General features: G+C 45.3%; 14 protein-coding genes. 9 read left to right on the top strand and 5 right to left on the bottom strand.

Annotation, left to right across the window (positions count from 1 at the left end):
• The first annotated feature begins 161 nt into the window (after positions 1-161).
• Positions 162-1,280 carry a response regulator gene (locus tag FGT79_RS16760; protein ID WP_171056285.1) on the top strand — a complete coding sequence of 373 codons (1,119 nt, stop codon included), beginning with the start codon at positions 162-164 and terminating at the stop codon, positions 1,278-1,280.
• Positions 1,281-1,454: 174 nt separating this feature from the next.
• Here FGT79_RS16760 and FGT79_RS16755 read toward each other — a convergent pair whose 3' ends face one another.
• Positions 1,455-2,249 carry an AIM24 family protein gene (locus tag FGT79_RS16755; RefSeq protein WP_138753955.1) on the bottom strand — a complete coding sequence of 265 codons (795 nt, stop codon included), beginning with the start codon at positions 2,247-2,249 and terminating at the stop codon, positions 1,455-1,457.
• Between the two features lie 181 nt (positions 2,250-2,430).
• On the opposite strand from FGT79_RS16755, the gene FGT79_RS16750 reads away from it, so the two are divergent.
• From FGT79_RS16750 to FGT79_RS16715, 8 genes are all read left to right on the top strand, one after another.
• Complete coding sequence (locus FGT79_RS16750; RefSeq protein WP_138753954.1) at positions 2,431-4,020, top strand: stalk domain-containing protein; 1,590 nt, start codon at positions 2,431-2,433, stop codon at positions 4,018-4,020.
• Between the two features lie 304 nt (positions 4,021-4,324).
• The gene (locus FGT79_RS16745) at positions 4,325-5,182 is read left to right on the top strand and encodes a class II fructose-bisphosphate aldolase (protein WP_138753953.1); all 858 of its coding nucleotides are present in this window, start codon (positions 4,325-4,327) and stop codon (positions 5,180-5,182) included.
• A gap of 237 nt (positions 5,183-5,419) precedes the next feature.
• On the top strand, positions 5,420-7,237 hold the full coding sequence (locus FGT79_RS16740; RefSeq protein ID WP_138753952.1) for a sensor histidine kinase: 1,818 nt from the start codon (positions 5,420-5,422) through the stop codon (positions 7,235-7,237).
• On the top strand, positions 7,218-8,354 hold the full coding sequence (locus FGT79_RS16735; protein ID WP_138753951.1) for a response regulator: 1,137 nt from the start codon (positions 7,218-7,220) through the stop codon (positions 8,352-8,354). The genes FGT79_RS16740 and FGT79_RS16735 overlap by 20 nt, the downstream gene beginning before the upstream one ends.
• 138 nt (positions 8,355-8,492) lie before the next feature.
• Positions 8,493-10,706: a hemoblobin-interacting domain-containing protein gene (locus tag FGT79_RS16730; RefSeq protein ID WP_138753950.1), complete on the top strand. Its 2,214-nt coding sequence runs from the start codon at positions 8,493-8,495 to the stop codon at positions 10,704-10,706.
• 38 nt (positions 10,707-10,744) lie between these two features.
• A complete protein-coding gene (locus FGT79_RS16725; protein WP_171056284.1) occupies positions 10,745-12,466 on the top strand; it encodes an S-layer homology domain-containing protein in 1,722 nt (573 codons plus the stop codon).
• A gap of 252 nt (positions 12,467-12,718) precedes the next feature.
• The gene (locus FGT79_RS16720; protein WP_171056294.1) at positions 12,719-13,618 is read left to right on the top strand and encodes an NAD(P)/FAD-dependent oxidoreductase; all 900 of its coding nucleotides are present in this window, start codon (positions 12,719-12,721) and stop codon (positions 13,616-13,618) included.
• 110 nt (positions 13,619-13,728) lie between these two features.
• Complete coding sequence (locus tag FGT79_RS16715; RefSeq protein ID WP_138753948.1) at positions 13,729-14,070, top strand: zinc ribbon domain-containing protein YjdM; 342 nt, start codon at positions 13,729-13,731, stop codon at positions 14,068-14,070.
• A gap of 55 nt (positions 14,071-14,125) precedes the next feature.
• Here the strand turns inward: FGT79_RS16715 and FGT79_RS16710 are convergent, their stop codons facing one another.
• From FGT79_RS16710 to pepT, 4 genes are all read right to left on the bottom strand, one after another.
• Positions 14,126-14,818, bottom strand: a complete 693-nt coding sequence (locus FGT79_RS16710; RefSeq protein WP_138753947.1) for a zf-HC2 domain-containing protein — start codon at positions 14,816-14,818, stop codon at positions 14,126-14,128.
• Between the two features lie 4 nt (positions 14,819-14,822).
• Positions 14,823-15,302 carry an RNA polymerase sigma factor gene (locus FGT79_RS16705; RefSeq protein WP_138753946.1) on the bottom strand — a complete coding sequence of 160 codons (480 nt, stop codon included), beginning with the start codon at positions 15,300-15,302 and terminating at the stop codon, positions 14,823-14,825.
• Positions 15,303-15,448: 146 nt separating this feature from the next.
• The gene (locus FGT79_RS16700; protein WP_138753945.1) at positions 15,449-16,639 is read right to left on the bottom strand and encodes an MFS transporter; all 1,191 of its coding nucleotides are present in this window, start codon (positions 16,637-16,639) and stop codon (positions 15,449-15,451) included.
• 162 nt (positions 16,640-16,801) lie between these two features.
• Positions 16,802-18,034 (bottom strand): peptidase T, encoded by a 1,233-nt coding sequence (gene pepT, locus FGT79_RS16695; protein WP_138754068.1) that lies wholly within the window; start codon positions 18,032-18,034, stop codon positions 16,802-16,804.
• Positions 18,035-18,136: the final 102 nt, after the last annotated feature.

Below are 18,136 nucleotides of genomic sequence, written 5' to 3'. Positions count from 1 at the left end.
TGATGGTGTCGTATACTGTTAGGGAGAGCAGCAAGCATCTAAATCAACATAACATTTCGAAACAGGGGATTATCATCATAAACTCGACAATCTATTTGGGTGGAGAGCAAAGCGGGACAAGGAAGCGTATTTCAGTTCACTATGAGAGGCGGGGGGAAATCATGAAAGTTCTCATCGTTGACGATGAGCCTGCCATGCTGCTCGCTCTGAAACGACTGCTATCAAATATAGAAAATGTGGAGCTGGTTGGTGCCTTCCAGACGGCGTCAGAGGCTTTGGCATTCATAAGGGAAAGGGACGATGTAGACCTCGCATTTCTAGATATTAAGATTGCAGCAGACAATGGATTAGAGCTGGCTCGCAGCTTGCGTTCATTTTGCTTAGATCTAGAGATTGTGTTTATAACCTCCCATTCAGACTTTGCATTCGAAGCTTATGATGTATATCCATTAGATTATATGGTTAAGCCCATTTCAAGAATGCGTCTGGCTCAGACGATTGCACGTGCGGGCAGCAGACGCGGCGTTTCTTTGGGTACAGACAGCGGCTCTACTTCTAATAGACTGACAGTCCGTGGTCTTGGCTGTTTTAATGTCAGCAGTGAGCAAGCGGGTACGTTGAAATGGATTTCGAAGAAAAGCATGGAACTATTCGCTTATTTGCTCGTTTGTTATGGTAAAAGCGTAACCAAAACCCGAATCTTGGAGGATATTTTCCCGGGGATGCCTCTTAAAAATGCTGAAATCTATCTAAATACGGCGGTCTATCAGCTTAGGAAGGTGTTAGCACTGCACGGCTTTAAGGAGATGATTATATCCTCCCAAGAACAGTATCGTGTTAACTTGGACCAAGCAGACGTAGATTTTATGCAATTCGAGCAGGCCGTGATGGAATTATCTGAAATTCATACAGCAAATGAAGCGGCAGCAATCGAATTGGAGAAACGTTTTGCAGGTGAGCTGTTTGAGGATAAATCCTATGAGTGGGCAGCTTTAGAACGAGAGCGCTTGTCGATTGTATACGATTCCTATGCCAAACGTCTCGCAAGCTGGCTCCTAGATCAGAAGCGTTACAGAGAAGCGGCACATATTGCGAGGAGATTAATGCTGCGCAATGAATTTGAGGAAGAGTCCATTATATTGCTCTTGAACATATATGGGTCAATGGGAGATCGGCAGTCCGTGCATGATTGTTATGAATATTATTCGCAATCACTGCTCAAAGAGCTTAACCTGCAGCCATCGGCAACTATTCAACAGCTGTATGAACAATATTATTAATGAACTACACGAGAGCGGAGGCCGTAACGGTTCTGCTGAACATGCTGGCAATCAAAGAATAGCTGTATCTTAATAATCATGCAGTAGTTTCATAACGAAATGAAATACAGCGGGGCTGCCTCAAAAGATCAGAAATCATCTTTTAAGGCAACCCCTTCTTTCATATTCATTAATTTAAGGAGTATTCTTTGGTATTAATCCATTACCGTACTGCATAAGCGGTGCGAGCCATACCATGCCTGTTCCCCGGTAAACGTTGACGAGTCCCTCCCCAGAAGCGGCAGAACCGAGCCGTGTCTTACCAGACTTTTCAACGGTGAAATCCAAGGAGTTCGACCACATGAGCGCGAAGTTCCCATCGACCTTCAGCACATCATTCTGCAATTCGATGACGACAGCTTCTTCCGATGGAATCGGTGCTTCGAGCGCTAGAATGCCTTTGCCCTTGGCGCTAAGATTAAACAGGCCTTCTCCACCTAGCGCGGCTGAAGAGAGGTTCTTTCTTGCAGACACTCCGATCTCGAGAGTCGTCTCGCAAGCGAGGAACATACCGTCGTCTATGACAATGTGGTCGTTGTCGACATCAATCAGCCACAAGTACTTATAAGTCGTTTCCAGTAGAATGGTGCCGGTACCCTTATAAAGAGGTTTGACAGCACTCGTACCCGTTACCGCGCTGGACACTAGGTTCCTCATTAAGCCGCCAACGCCTTTAATGCCGGAAGTCATCTCAATATTGCCAATCATATATTGCATGGCTCCAGCGCTTAGCATAACCTCGCTATTTTTGATCTCAATCATGAGCTGCTTGTTGCGCATATTGCTTTTGCTCATAAAAAAGTTGGCTTGTGCCTCTAACATCGTCGTATTGCTCAAATCCTCTTTATACTCGATTACGGTAAACCCACCGAGCTGTTCCTTAATGACAACATTGGTGTTGTCCTTTAGATTATTAATCGTGAAAGCCATATTGATATTCGCCTCCTGTAGAAGTTATGAGCATCGTTGATTATCCTTCCAGATCTAGGTATTCGACAGAAGGAAGCAGTATCCTTGCAATCTTGTATTATACTTGGCAACTAAAAATAAATAGTAATAAATTTCCAACATGATACAATGAGAAAAGTTGATAAAAAAGGAGCTATGCTAAATGAGAGCAACGAAGAGTATGCTATGGCTGGTCATTATATTGTTTTCTTTTTCGTACATAGTGGTTGGCACACCCGTAGTGGACGCAGCAAAGCCATCAATGAAGGTTGTTGTTGACGGTGTTGAGATCAAGCTTGCGGTTAAACCCATTGTTGTGAATGGGAGCACGATGCTGCATGCAAAAGGGATATTTGACGCCTTGAAAATAAACGCAGCATTCGATAAGAAGCGAATTACGGTGAAGCACGCGGATGTTACTTACAAAGCAGATGTAGATCAGACTCGCATTTACGTTGGAAGCCGTGAGCTTCGCTTGACTCAGGCTCCCGTAGTCAGGGACGGGCGAATTTATGTGCCGGCAAGGTTTGTTAGTATCGTAATAGGCAAAGACGCGACTTACGATGCAAAGGCAAATCAGCTGATTTTTGGATTAACCGATGCCGCTAGAAAGGCTTTACAGCGAAGCTTGTTTGCAGCGGCTATAAAGGGAGATGCCGCTGCCGTAACAAGTTTGATTAAGCGAGGTGCGGATCCTAATGGTAAGCTATTGGAGGAATATCTCGATCATACACCTCTAAATTATGCTGTTATTAACAACAAAACGGAGGCTGCCCGCGCCTTAGTAGCTGGCGGATTCGTAATGAACGGGAACGATATATTTTTAGGAATTACAGTCATTACGCATCAAAATGCCGAATTGCTTGATATACTGCTATCGGCGGGTTTGGATCCGAATAAACGAGATCGAGTAGGTACATTGCTTGAGACGGCCGCAGGTGTAATTTCAATCGGTTCAGAGAACGGCACTTCTAAAATGTTGAACCCATCTCCTGCTGTTGTCAGTACGCTGCTGAAGCATGGAGCAGACCCTGGCCTGGACAATTCTCTCTATAGAGCGGTTTCTGCCCAGAACTACAGCATCATTCAATCGTTGCTTCGAGCTGGTGCTGATCCGTACAAAGTAAACGAGCATGGTACGACCCCTTATGAATTAAGTGTTCAGAACAATACGAATCGCTGGCTGATCATACAGGATGGGCGTGTTGAATTACCATCGATCATCATTACGGATGCCAAAGGCAAGCAGATTAATGATGGCAATATGAATCTTCGTTCTTTGGATTCTCCTAATGAATTAAATACTTATGTTAGCTGGAGTAACGGTCCAGCAAATGTGGATGCAGCAAACGGAAGATATCAAATTAATGATTTGATGATATATGGTACGACGTATATTGCACCGCTGAATAGTTACATCACAATTCAAGGTACGACAATAACACCTAATACGTTAAAACTGCCTGAGCTAAACGTGCGCGCCAAGCTAACGAGCAACACGATCGCTATAGCGGATGGGACAATTATGATTTATGATTCTAATCGTGCTACAATTGCACATGCTAGCTTAAGTGGATCGACAGTTCAGTTATACGCGCCTGCAGGAAAGTATCGTATTATCAGTTATCGAGACAGCTCTGGCATACCACACACGGTAGATGTTACTTTTACGGTTAGTACTGGAAACGATGTTCAGGATTTATCATTAGTGCTTGAGAAATTAAGCGACTTTGTTCCTTCGCAAGGAAAATAGGCTTAAATAAAACGTTGAACGCATCGTTCGATAAGGAGAGGCCATTGGCTTCTCCTTATTTATCGTTTTTCGTTAGGTGTCTAGAATCGCTTGAAACGTGCGATAACCCTTCATTGAGGTAGTCTTATAGCGGAATTTGTGATAACATGTAGACTGATAAGTAGAACGTGAACGTGGGAAAGCCGATTCCGTTCGTGCCAGTATCACTGCAGTTTGCGGACGTATTTTTAAACTGCGGATGAATTGGGTATGATTGAAAGGTCGAGTATTAAAATTGCAATTATTTTGAAGGAGGATTTATCACATGGCTTTGGAATCAATGAAAGAAATGCTGAACAAAGGTCTTAAAGAAGGTTACGCAGTAGGTCAATTCAACATCAATAACCTGGAGTGGACACAAGCGATTCTAGGCGCTGCTCAAGCTGAGCAATCACCTGTTATTCTTGGCGTTTCTGAAGGCGCAGCTCGTTACATGGGCGGTTTCACAGTTGTAACTGCAATTGTAAAATCCCTAATCGAAGAAATGAAGATCACTGTTCCAGTTGCGATCCACTTGGACCACGGTTCAAGCTTCGAGAAATGTAAAGAAGCGATTGATGCTGGTTTCACTTCCGTTATGATAGATGCTTCGCACTCGCCATTCGACGAGAACGTAAAAACAACACAACAGGTTGTTGCTTACGCGCATGAGCGCGGCGTTTCTGTTGAAGCTGAGCTTGGTACAGTCGGCGGACAAGAAGACGATGTTATCGCTGAGGGCGTTATCTACGCTGATCCGCAAGAATGTAAGCAATTGGTTGAGCTTACAGGCATCGATTGCCTTGCTCCTGCACTAGGTTCTGTACATGGTCCTTACAAAGGCGAACCAAACCTAGGCTTCAAAGAAATGGAAGAGATCTGTCAAACAATCAAGCTTCCATTGGTATTGCACGGCGGTACAGGAATCCCAACTGCAGATATTAAGAAATCGATCTCGCTGGGAACTGCAAAAATCAACGTAAACACAGAAAACCAAATCGCGTTCACAAAAGTTGCTCGTGAAATCTTGACTTCGGATTCAGAAGTTTACGATCCGCGTAAATTCTTGTCCCCAGGCCGCGATGCAATCAAAGCAACGGTTCAAGGCAAAATCCGCGAGTTTGGTTCTTCAAACAAAGCGTAATAACGAAATAAACCGAATGGTTGGGAAGCATGCAGCGTGCATGCTCCCCAACCATTTTTTTTGTGCGGAAATGGATTCATCACGCCATAATGAATGTTGTCCAAAACGGATAGATGCTGTCCCATTGCGCATCCTGATCTTGTCGAAGTTTGTCACTTTTACGTCATTGAAAGATGATATACTAGCACTAATAGGTAAATGTAGAAGAACGATATATCCAGCGTGGGGGCTAGCCTTGTGAGTTACAATATGTATTTATCAGCATTGTTGATGGCAGCATCCTGCTGCGCGCTGGTGATCTGTTATTTGTGTTGGAAAAGAAGAAATCTATCTATCTCCATCAGCTATGGACTAGGCATGCTGACGGGTCTGATTTACACGTTTGGCTACGCTCTCGAGATTGTCAGCACCTCCCTGGAGCATATGCGCTTCTGGCTGAGAGTGGAATACCTTGGAATTCCCTTTGGAACACTCTTCTGGTTTATTATGGTCCTGCAATATACAGGTCGACAGGCATTAGTACGCAAATGGTTTATAGCTGCGCTTACGGTCGTACCTATGATTACGTTAATCTCCCATAACACCAACGAATTTCACCATTTATTTTATAAAAGCATGACGATTGACTATTCAGAGGGATTTGCTCAGCTCCAATTAGAAAAAGGACCGTTATACTGGTTTCATGTTTTTTACTCGTATAGCGTTTTTGTAATCGGTATGGGCATGCTCATTCAAATGTTTGTGAGAAGGACAGGACGGGTTAGAAAACAAGTTGCCATCATGTTCATTGGCTCTTGGGGTCCTTTCGGATTTGCCCTTATATATGTAAGCAACATTATCTACATGCCGGTCGACATCTCGCCGTTCGGGTTCGTCATATCGGGATTTTTCTATATGTGGGGAATCTATCAGTTTAATATACTGCGATTAGCGCCGTTCGCTATGCAAAAAATATTTGAATCGATACAGGATGCTGTTATTGTACTTGATATGGAAAATAGTATCGTGAGCTATAACCAACCTGCTGCGGCCGCCTTTAGAAGCTTGAATAATAAAAAGATTGGCGAGCATGTCGCAGCTGTTTTCTTCGAATACCCGATGCTGCTGGAAAAGGTAGTACAGCATCCTTTCCATGCAAGCAAGATGAAGCTATCCAGCCAGAATGGCGAGTTATTTTTTAATATTCATATGTCCTATGTGAACAACAAACGGAAGAAGCCCTTCGGCAAGATGGTTCTGCTGAGTGATATAACGGATATGGTGCGTGCTGAGCAGCAACTGCATGAGAACGCTAGAAAACTGAGCGAGCTCAACACCTTCAAGGATAAGATGTTTAATGTTGTCGCTCATGATATCCGTGATCCGCTTGCCGTACTCATTAACCTCATCGAGCTGATGGAGGAGGAAATACAGGATCGCGGAGAAAGCCAGAATGAGATTGTGAGTGAGATGGGTCAGCAAATTCAGAATACTTTCGATCTCGTGGAAAGCCTGCTGGATTGGTTTCGGAGTCAAAGAGAAGGCATGAAATTTCGCCCGGTCGAAAGAGATCTGCTGCAAGCCATTCAAAGCAATATGCGGCTGATGCGCATTCGAAGCGAGGCGAAGCGGATTCAGATTATTTCGGACATACAGCCGGGACTATTTGTGTATGCAGACAAAGAAATGCTCGATCTCATTATTCGTAATCTACTGTCCAACGCCATTAAGTTTACAGATTTCGATGGAAGCATTCGAATAAACGCTGTTAGCAGCGACAGAGAAATAACGGTATCCGTTCATGATACGGGACAGGGCATATCCTGTGATCAAGCCGACACCTTGCTGCAGGATGTGTATCCGAATTCTTTGACAGGAACGGCCGGGGAGCGCGGTGTGGGGCTGGGATTAACCTTATGCAAGGAGTTTGTGCAGTTGAACGGCGGTACCATTTGGTTTGAGAGTACGCCTGCACAGGGGAGTATCTTTTACTTCACAATACCGACTCCTCCTACACGTCTTGATCAATCGCTCACGATTATGAAAGGGGAATATTATGAAAGTCTTGCTCATTGATGACGAGAAGGCCATGCACTTGATTATGAAAAAGATGCTTGCCAAAATGCCGGATGTAGAGATCGTTGGCATATTCCAAGAAACAGAGTCAGCCTTCTCGTATCTCATTCAATTTGAAGTAGACTTGGTTTTCCTTGATATTAGCATGCCGAGAGAGACCGGAGTCGAGTTTGCTGAACGTATTCGGGAAAAAGGACTACATACGAAGATTGTGTTTCTAACTTCTCATAAGGAATATGCGCTGTTTGCCTTCGACGTGGAGGCGTTTGACTACATCGTGAAGCCTGTTATGCAGGACAGACTGCATAGAACCGTTCAAAAGGCGTTCGAAGAGAAGCGTTCTGAACAGTTGCTGCAGTCGATACGAAAGCCTGCTTCGGAGCATATTACGTTAATCTGCTTGGGTGGCATTGATATACAAAGTGCGAATAACACACGAGTGAAGTGGAAGTCGAGTAAAAGTGCGGAGCTCCTCGGGTATTTGCTTGTCCATAAAGGCAGGTTGGTGTCTCGTTCCAAAATCGTTGAGGATTTGTTTGGCGGGATGGCGCAAAAAAACGCTGAAACATATTTGAATACAACGGTGTATCAGCTTCGCAAAGTGCTGGAAGCTTACGAATTGAAGGAAAATCTCCATTCGGAGAGCAATCACTACGCATTCAGTCTTAATCAGGTGCATGTGGATTTCCTCAGTTTTGAAGTAGGCTGCAAGCAGCTCTCCATCGTAGATGAATCTAATATTCAGCTGGCGATTGAGCTGGAGCAGAAGTACACGGGGCATTTGTTCGGAGAGCGCTCCTTTCCATGGGCATGGAATGAAGTAGAGCGATTAACCTTGATGTACAGCGCCTTCGTGCATCGGTTGTGCATGGCGCTGCTCCACAGAGGAGAGACGAATACGGCGATTCGATTGTTGCTGAAACTGATGGCACATAATGAAATTGATGAAGAATCGTTTATGCTGCTCATGAAGGCTTGGGCACTACAGGATAATAAAGAAGCGCTAGTGAGCAACTATTCCCGTTTCGCGGACGTACTGCACCGAGAAATTGGCATAAAGCCTTCTCTTGAGGCTTCGGACTTATACACTCGGCTGCTATCAGGACTAAATGCGTAGGTGATTGCAGCAAAAGGGAGGAACCTCTTGGATATGGGGTTCTTTTTTTATGTCGAGGTTTGTCATTTTCCCGTCATTGGGACCTTGTATACTGGACTTTAGTAGGTAAATTTATCGAAACAGGAGTGAAAAGTTCAGATGAATACAAGAAACAAAAAAGGCAAGACGCAGTTGAAAAGAAAGGTATCGCAGTGGATGGCTGTTACGCTGACAGCGGCGGCGGTTCTAAGTGCAGCACCCGTTACAGGCTATGCAACGCCAGTTGGAGGAGAGGTTAACTTTGTACCGCTAACAGTACCAGATACGGCTCCTCCAGTCTTTGTTGGTGCGGTTTCCTCAAACGGAAAATATGTATATTTAAAATTTAATGAGTATTTTTCAATTCATGCACCGGACAATTCCACCCCTGAACAGGTTGCAGATTTTCTGAAAAATAATATCAGTCTGTCGAGTGATGGCGTGAATTTTACACCTTTCCAGAAGCAAGATAGTGAAGCTTATATAGAAGATCAGGAATTATATTTGTCCTACAATCAAAATATGAAAATTATTACTAGTGCTAATACAGTCATTAAGATTGCTGCTGGAACCATAAAGGATGAAGTGGGCAACCTGAACGAAGAGATGAATCTTCAAGTAAGCCCGCCAGTTATACAGAGCGCAGAAGTTAGTTCCGATAATCATGATATTGTTATCACTTTCAACGAAGAGGTTTTCGATAATACTGAAGATGAAGGCTTTCTAAAAGAATATATTGAAATTTCACGTAATCCTCAAAAAAACTCAATCCAGTTAACGGAACAGGATACAGCAACGGTTGTTTCTGGTAAGCTGCATATTCATTTGGTGGAAGCGATTAAAGGAGAATCCAACCAAATTATCATTTCTGGCAGGGCTCTCAGGGATGCCGAAGGCAATGTGCAGAATGATACAAGAGCAACTGCTTATATTAAGGCAAACACGGGCGTAAATGATCCTAATCCAGCAGATACAACGCCACCTAAGTTGGAGAGATATTTTTTCTCTAATGAACTTCATGATTTGGCCCTGTATTTTGATGAGGATATTCAAATGGATGAAGCTGCTATTGCAACCTTTAAACAGAACGTACAAATGTATAATAATGCAACCGGGTATTACAATGGCCTTGCAAATGATGTCCAAGTTACCATATCTGGTAACACCATCAACCTTCATTTCGTGACGTTGCCACCGGGCGACTACAGCTATTTTTATTTCTATGGATTAGATGTAATTACCGATATGAATGGAAACAAGCTCAGCGATAATGGATTCGAAACCAGATGGACTAATAAAAATCAACTTTCGAATATGTACTCATATAACAACTATCTATCCTATAATGGTCGCTTGTTGAGTTTAGGGTTTGAAAGCTACAGTAATAGTTTGGTGGATTTAACAGTAGATGGAACGGGATCACATCTCAAAGAAAAAATTCAAATTTCGTTGGACCAAGGCAATACCTTTGAAAAACTTGGACCTAACGATATTGTGTCACTGCAAAATAATGAGATAAAGATTATTTTCCATAATGCGATTACAGTGGGTTCGATTCAGTTGAAGGTAGAGGACGGCATTGTAGGAGATGAGTATGGTTATCGAAAGAATATTGAGGTTAATACACGTATTACAGACAATACGCCCGATTTTAGAGGCTCTATACTGAGCAATGCAGTAAGTGAGTTCCTATTCGAAGATAATACAAGCTGGCGTGATCAAGTAACAAGCATCGAAGTATATGATAATTATCAAGATATTACTAGGGAACTTACAAGCTCTGAATATACCCTGACAAATGGAAAGCTTACCATTCAGAAAGGTGTCTTTCTAGACGGTCGCGAATACTACATCAATATTAAAGCGAATGGATACAGCAGTAAACGTGTTGAGGGTTATGCCATGAAATCCACTGAGCTATTTTACATGACGGCACCAGCCGTAACTCCAGTTAATGGCATTACCGCTAAGATTAATGTGCTTGCACGCAATAACAACAATCAAAGTGGCAATGATTATCTACTCGCACGCGATTCTAATAGCAATACGAATCAAAGCGGCAATCAATCCGTTGTATTCCAGCTGTTTAATGGAACAACACCAGTAAGCATCGTTGCAGCTGATCTGAAAGTAGGAACAGGCACCTATTCGGCTAACTTCAATGTGAGCGATGCAGCGACAAACCCTAACTACACCGTCAAAGCTTATATCGTGAGCAAATACAGCGACGATCCGACTGATGTAGGCTTGAATCTAGCTAGCGTGAAGACACAAAGCGAATTTGATCAAGCTCTTCTTTTAAGTGAGAACAACAATAATAATAATCCGTCTTAATAAGCTATTGAATGAATATGAAGGTGAGGAATATAAAAGTGAAATTACGACAGCTTAATATGATGCTGGTCATTATGCTTTGTTTCATGCTTGTACCCGTCACAGCTTTCGCAAGCACTGCTGCGGTTACGATCAACGCAATAGAGCCCGTTGAGCAAAGCGGCAATGTTGTTATTAGCGGTACATCCACTTTGGATGAGGTTATTATTAAAGTGCTGCGCCCAGGAAGCAGCGTGGTGTTCTATACAATCGTTCCAGTAAGCGGGGGCACGTTCTCTAGCTCCTTTACTTTGGCGAGCAGAGAGATTGCAGGCACCTACAAGGTTGTCGCAGGACAAGCTGAGCAAGTAGCCACGCTCGACTTTACTGTGAAAGCAGCAAGCACGGGTGGCGGAGATAATGGTGGAGACAACGGGGGCAGCGCGCCTATCGGGACGATAGAGACACCTGCAACGGTGTCGGGCAAGCCTATCACGCCTCCAAAGTCTAGTGCAGTGCCTGTATCGGTGGATACAAGCAAGAATGAAGCTACTCCTTCCAAGGATGCTGATGGCCGCGCAACAACGGTAGTTAAGCAGAATGCGGCGGCTCTTGCTGAAGCATTAGCGAAAGCAGCGAAGCAGGATAACGGCGGGGCTGCACCGATTGTTTATATCGCGTACAATAACGCTGCTGGAGAGAAAGTGCAGTTTAATCTCTCGTCAGCTGAATTAGCAGCGGCTGCAGTTGCTGCTCCGAATTCAATTATTTCGTTGCAAACCAATGACGGCGAGTACTCATTGCCGCTGAACATCATTGATTTTGCCGCAATCGCTCAAGCTCTAGGCGCTTCGAGTGAAGGAATAAGCATTCAAATTACAATTGCTCCAGCAACAACAGATTTGGATGCAAAGATTAAACTGAATGCACAAGGCATATCTGCATCCCAATTGGGCATTGCGATTGATTTCACTGTATCGGCAATAGGCAACGGTAAGTCCATTGAGCTGAATCAGTTTGGTTCCGTCTATGTCGACAGAAGCATTGTATTATCGACAGCTGTGAATGATAAACAAGCGACAGTTGTTCTGTATGATCCGCTGACAGGTGCATTTTCTTTCGTACCAGCTTTGTTCGAGAAACAAGCGGACGGATCTACGAAGGTTACTTTCAAGCGAAACGGGAACAGCATCTATACCGTGCTTTCCTCGGCTAAAACTTTTAATGATGTAAGCACGCACTGGGCTAAAGCAGATATTGAGCTGCTCGCGTCCAAGTTAGTTGTGAATGGCGTAACGGAAAGCAACTTTGCCCCTAATAGTCAAATCACAAGAGCAGAGTTTGCGGCATTGCTCGTTCGTTCCCTCGGTCTTCCAGCAGATGCAGCATCTGCGAGCTTCGCAGATGTAAAGTCTAGCGATTGGTTCGCAGGAGCTGTCGCTGCTGCAGCAAAGGCAAAGCTGGTTGATGGTTTTAGCGACAACAGCTTTAAGCCAAATGATACGATTACTCGTGAGCAAATGGCAGTTATGATTGCACGAGCGATTACTGCGGCAGGTGTTAAAGCTGCGGATGCGGGTCAAGCTACTGGATCGCTCACTGCATTCAAAGATCAAGCCTCCATTAGCAGCTGGGCGCAAGCAGCTGTTGCACAGGCTGTGGAAGCTGATATTATTACGGGCATGACTGCGGAGACGTTCGTTCCCGCTGCTAATGCTACACGTGCACAAGCGGCTGTTATGCTCAAGCGTTTCCTACAACATACGCACTTTATTAATTAATCAACTGCTGATCCGTCAAGTCCATTTGGGCTTGGCGGTTTTTTTTGTACTTGAATAGTAGGCTCAGGTTGTCTATAATAGACATTAAGAGTCTGTAATAGCTGAAATATAGCGTTGACGTCTCTAAACATTGTAAGAGGATAGGCTGTAAGTAACTGCTTCTAGCCTACAGAAAACATGAAATGATCGTCGTTTTTGCGCACTAATTATAGACATTATGGATCTGGAAGGGTGATTATATTGGAGAAGATTATGGATGTTATTATTATAGGCGGAGGTCCCGCAGGCTTGAATGCGGCGCTTGTACTTGGAAGAGCAAGACGAAATGTGGTTGTCATTGACGAAGGACGTCCACGCAACCGCGTGACTCGTGAAACCCATGGGTTTCTGTCCCGTGACGGCATTAGTCCTAGTGAGTTCCGCCGTATTGCGAAGGAGCAGATTAGCGCGTATCCCGGTGTCCAATTTGTCGAAGATTCAGCCGTATCCGTTACAGGAAGCGACGGTCAGTTTCAAGTGACAACTGCGCAGGGAATAAGCTACCGAAGCAGGAAGCTGCTGTTTGCAGCGGGGATGAAGGATCTTCCGGTGGACATTAACGGACTGGCGGATGTTTATGGAAAAAGTGCGTTTGTCTGTCCATTCTGCGATGGCTGGGAGCTGAGGGATCAGCCGCTCGTCTTGATTGTGAAGGGTGCCAGAGGGCTGCATTTAGCGAAAATGCTGGCCGGTTGGACAGACAGCTACACGATTTGCACGAATGGTCCTGATGAGTGGACGGACGAAGAGCGAGAGGAGCTTGCTCGGCACAATGTTCCAACGTATGACTCGCCAATCGAGAGAATTGAATCGAGTGAAGGATTGGTGGAACGAGTTGTTCTAATGGATGGTTCTATTATCCCATGCAAAGGCATATTTTTTGCCCCTAAGCTCGCTGCCGGATCTGAATTGCCGCAAACGTTAGGCTGCGAGATGAAGGAATCGGGAGCTGTGGTCGTGGACGCTTTCGGCAAGACGAATATCGCTGGCGTTTACAGTGCGGGAGATGCGGCTACGGAGATGCATCAGGCTATAGCTGCTGCAGCTATGGGATCGCTGGCTGGTGCTATGATGACTGGCGAGCTGCTTATGGAGACATGGAACAGCCGCTAAACTTCTTGTTATTCCGTATACGATTCACTATGAGTATGGCGGGGCGTTTTGATTTATTCGGGCAACCATCGTATAGTATAAGGACTAATTATGAATGGAGAAATTATACAATGACGGAATTGCCAAATTGCCCGAAATGCCAATCAGAATACACGTACGAGGACGGAAATATGCTCATTTGTCCAGAATGCAGCCATGAGTGGACACTGGAATCCGAGGCTGCGGCTGGCGATGATAACAAGATCGTGAAGGACGCGAACGGAAATATTCTAACAGATGGCGACACCGTTACGGTAATCAAGGACCTTAAAGTAAAAGGCAGCTCATCTGTATTGAAAATAGGCACGAAGGTAAGAAACATACGCTTAGTAGATGGAGATCATGATATCGATTGCAAAATCGACGGCTTTGGAGCAATGAAGCTGAAGTCGGAGTTTGTGAAAAAGGCATAATCTACCGCACATGCAAGAGGCTGTCCCGTAACGCTATGGGATAGCCTCTTCTGCTTTACCTTTTCAATTCTTCCTCAGCCGCAAGGCTTGCCGGCGGCAGCGACATCCCTTCCTGCCAGACCAAGATATGTTCGTCGCGCGTCACAATATATAAAGCTTTTATATGGGTATCGGCTCCGAATCTGCTCTTATACACTTCATTCAGGAAGGAATCTAATGCTTGATACATGTTGAACAGTCCGACGGGAGCTACCCTTTTCTTCTTGATAATAGGACGGTACGGGGTCATATAGAAGTTGCCTTCTTCATCCATATCGTAGCTGATTTGATTCAAATCGTAGTCGTCCGTTAGCCGCAGATGAAAGGCGATTCTGCCGTCTTTCATTTTCCCTACATCCTCAATGACGACAAGATCAGCAGGAACCTTCATAATATGCCACTGTGTTAAGCCGAAATAAGCGAGTACTAGAAGACCAATCGTTAGGGATGACAGCATAGCCCCCTTCATGAAAGCTTTCAGCTTGGTGCGGCCCCAGTAGCTGGAGATGGCTTTCAAGACAAGACCATCCCTGCGATTGTTATCAACTGTCTGCAGCGGGAGTGGAATCGCGCTTTGCAAGTTCTCCCATTCCAATCGGCAACTGCTGCAACCAGCGAGATGCTCTTCGATAAGTGTAGCGCTCTCGCGGCTGCACACCTTATCGATATACAAAGGCAGCAAATCCTTAATGACCTCACATTTCAGCATATGGCTATTCCTCCTTTAGTGCTTGCTGCATCTTTGTTTTGGCCCTGTAAAAGGTGACTCTAGCCCAGCTCTCGGTTTTCTCGAACAAATCGCCAATTTGGCCGAAAGACAGCTCCCCGAACACACGCAGCGTGAAAACCTCTTTATAAGGCTCATTCAGACGACGCAGCGTTCTGTGAATGCGAAGAACGTTATCCTTATCCAGCATAGCTTCTTCAATATTGATGAGGTTTACAGGTTCAGGTACTTGTCCGAGCTCAAACCGTTTTTGTTTTTCCACATAGGAGAAATAAGTGTTTTTGGCGATCTGACAGAGCCATACGTTTATCTTGCAATGACCTTTAAAGCTGTCGATGCTCTTCAATGCTTTGAAAAATGTATCTTGTGTGATCTCTTCCGCTATCGCTTCGTTTCGGCTTAAAGAAAGCACAAACAAATAAATATCTCGGAAATACTGATTATAGATGTTCTCGAAATCGTTCATGCTCTCACTTCCTCACCTACATAAGACTGCAATAGCCGCATTTCGTTACAACACTATGAAAAAAATATGCGGGCACGGCAGACGAATGAAAAAAACCGGCCTAAACACAAATAGCTGTGTCAGTCCGGTTTCCGTATCAATGGCTGTCACGCTCTGCGTTCCGAGATGAAACATGCCATTCCTAGAATAAGAGCAGCACCGACTAGCAGAGCACCAACCCAGGGCAGCGCCGTTATGGACAGGTGGGTAATAACTAATCCGCCGATAAACGCACCAGCTGCATTGCCTAGATTGCCAGCTGAGTGGCTTGAAGTAGAGGCAAGTGCCGGCGCTGCTTGCGCCAGGCTCATAATGCGAACCTGCAGGCCAGGCATGACGGCAAATGACGCTGCTCCCCAGAAGAAGATCGTGATGACAGCCGCTACAGGACTGTAGATGGTAAAGGTGAGGATGGCCAGAATGATGCAGATCGCCAAATATAGACCAAGAATGGCGGGCAGCAGCTTCCAGTCGGCCAGTTTTCCACCAACGATATTGCCAATCGTCACACCGATACCGAATAAGACTAAAATCCAGGTAACGCTATGCTCAGCGAAGCCCGATACCTGAACGAGCAGCGGGGCAATATAAGTGAATACGGCGAATAGGCCTGCGTTGCCAAGTGCTCCTATGAGCAGGAACAACATTAGCTTAGGGCTTGCAAGAGCGCTAATTTGCTTAACAATGCTCACTGGCTGTTCAGGCTTCAGCTTCGGAATGAAAAGTAAAATGCCGATTAGTGCGAGTACGCCCATGATGGCAATCGCTCCGAATGAGGCTCGCCATCCCATATGCTGCCCGATAAAGGTGCCGAGCGGTACACCGATAATATTGGCTATAGTAAGTCCTGCCATCATAATGGATACGGCTCCGGCTCGCTTGTCCGGACGTACCAGATTGGATGCAATAACGGCGCCAACGCCGAAGAAAGTGCCGTGAGTCAGGGCGGTCAGCATCCGTGCTCCCATTAGTACGGCGTAGCTGGGGGCGATAACCGAAATAGCATTGCCGATAATGAATAGTACCATTAGAAGCAGCAATAGTTTTTTTTGCGGGATGCGGTGGGTGAGGATCGTCAGTATAGGTGCACCGACAGCAACTCCCAGTGCATACATGGTGATTAGTTGACCTGCGGATGATATGCTCACGCCCAAGTCCTGTGCCACGTTCGGAAGGAGTCCCATAATGACAAATTCGGTCATGCCAATGGCGAATGCACCGACGGTCAGGGAGAGAATCGAGACGGGGAACGGCTCTTTGGCCGCTTGTTTCTTAGTTAAACGTTCTGTTAGCTCCATGATGTTCTTGTCAACCTCTCTGCTGTGCTCGCTAAAGCGTGTATAGAATCAAATAATAGGCAACAAGCCTGTATAGGCCTGCTACCTATTATTTCGTTTTCTATGCGTGTTATCAAGCTATTTCTGCATGACTGTTAATTGTTGAGAAGCGAAGGGGTTAAGTTATGCTTTTTCCTCATAAAGCTTTGCAATTTCAATGATTGTATGGACAGCTTTCACCATATTGTCAGCCGATACGTATTCGAATCTGCCGTGATAGTTCTCTCCGCCTGTGAAAATGTTCGGCGTAGGCAGTCCCATGTAGGATAGCTGAGAGCCATCTGTGCCCCCGCGTATCGGCTCAATAACCGGTTCGATGCCGAGATTCTCAAGCGCTTGCTTAGCAATCTCTACAACCTCCATGACCGGCTCGATCTTTTCTCGCATATTGAAGTATTGATCCTTAATTTCCAGCGTAAGGCGGTCGTTACCGTATTTGGCCTGCAGCTCTTCCACGATGCGTGTTATCTGGGCTTTACGTTCGTCAAACCGCTTGCGGCCATGGTCGCGAATCAAATAACGGAGCTGCGACTCTTCGACGTCACCCTCTATTGAGACAAGATGGAAGAAGCCTTCATAGCCCTCGGTGTACTCTGGCGACTCATCGGCAGGCAGCTTGGCTTGCAGCTCCATAGCGATTTTGGCGGAATGTATCATTTTGCCTTTAGCCGTGCCGGGGTGAACGTTTTTGCCTTTGATGACAATATGAGCCCCGGCTGCATTGAAGCTCTCGTATTGCAGCTCGCCTAGCGGGCCGCCATCCATTGTATAAGCATAAGAAGCGTCAAAGGCTGCCACGTCAAAGCGATGTGGGCCTCTGCCGATTTCCTCATCTGGTGTGAAGGCGACGCGAATTTTGCCATGCTTCACCTCGGGATGCTCAAGAAGATAAGCCATCGCTGTCATAATCTCCGCAATACCGGCTTTATCGTCGGCACCAAGCAGCGTAGTGCCATCTGTTGTAATGAGCGTATGCCCTTTATAGCCTGTCAGCTCAGGAAAATCCTTTGGTGACAGGACAATGTTCAGCGCTTTATTCAGGACAATGTCATTCCCGTCGTAATGGTCGATAACCTGAGGCTTGACGTCCTTACCGGTAAAGTCCGTTGCTGTATCCATATGAGCTAGAAAGCCGATCGTTTGCAGCTGTTTGTCGGTATTGGATGGGAGGGTGGCCATGACATAGCCGTTCGCATCCATCGTAATATCCTGCATACCGATGCTTGCAAGCTCGTCAACGAGCAGACGGGCAAGTACGAGCTGTCCCGGTGTTGAGGGGCAAGCGTCACTGCTCTCATCGGACTGGGTTCCAACTTGCGCGTAAGTAATAAATCGATTAATAATCACTGTTTTCATCGTCATTTGAACAACTCCAGTTCATTTGGTTATATACGAAAGTATAATACAAAAAAGACGGCATCCCAAATGGAGGCCGTTTCAGATTTTTGCTGTATAGAG

Source organism: Paenibacillus sinopodophylli, assembly GCF_005930355.1.
In the GTDB taxonomy this organism is placed as follows: domain Bacteria; phylum Bacillota; class Bacilli; order Paenibacillales; family Paenibacillaceae; genus Pristimantibacillus; species Pristimantibacillus sinopodophylli.
Note: the sequence above shows the minus strand (reverse complement) of the source record. Positions and strands in the feature narration are given on the sequence as shown.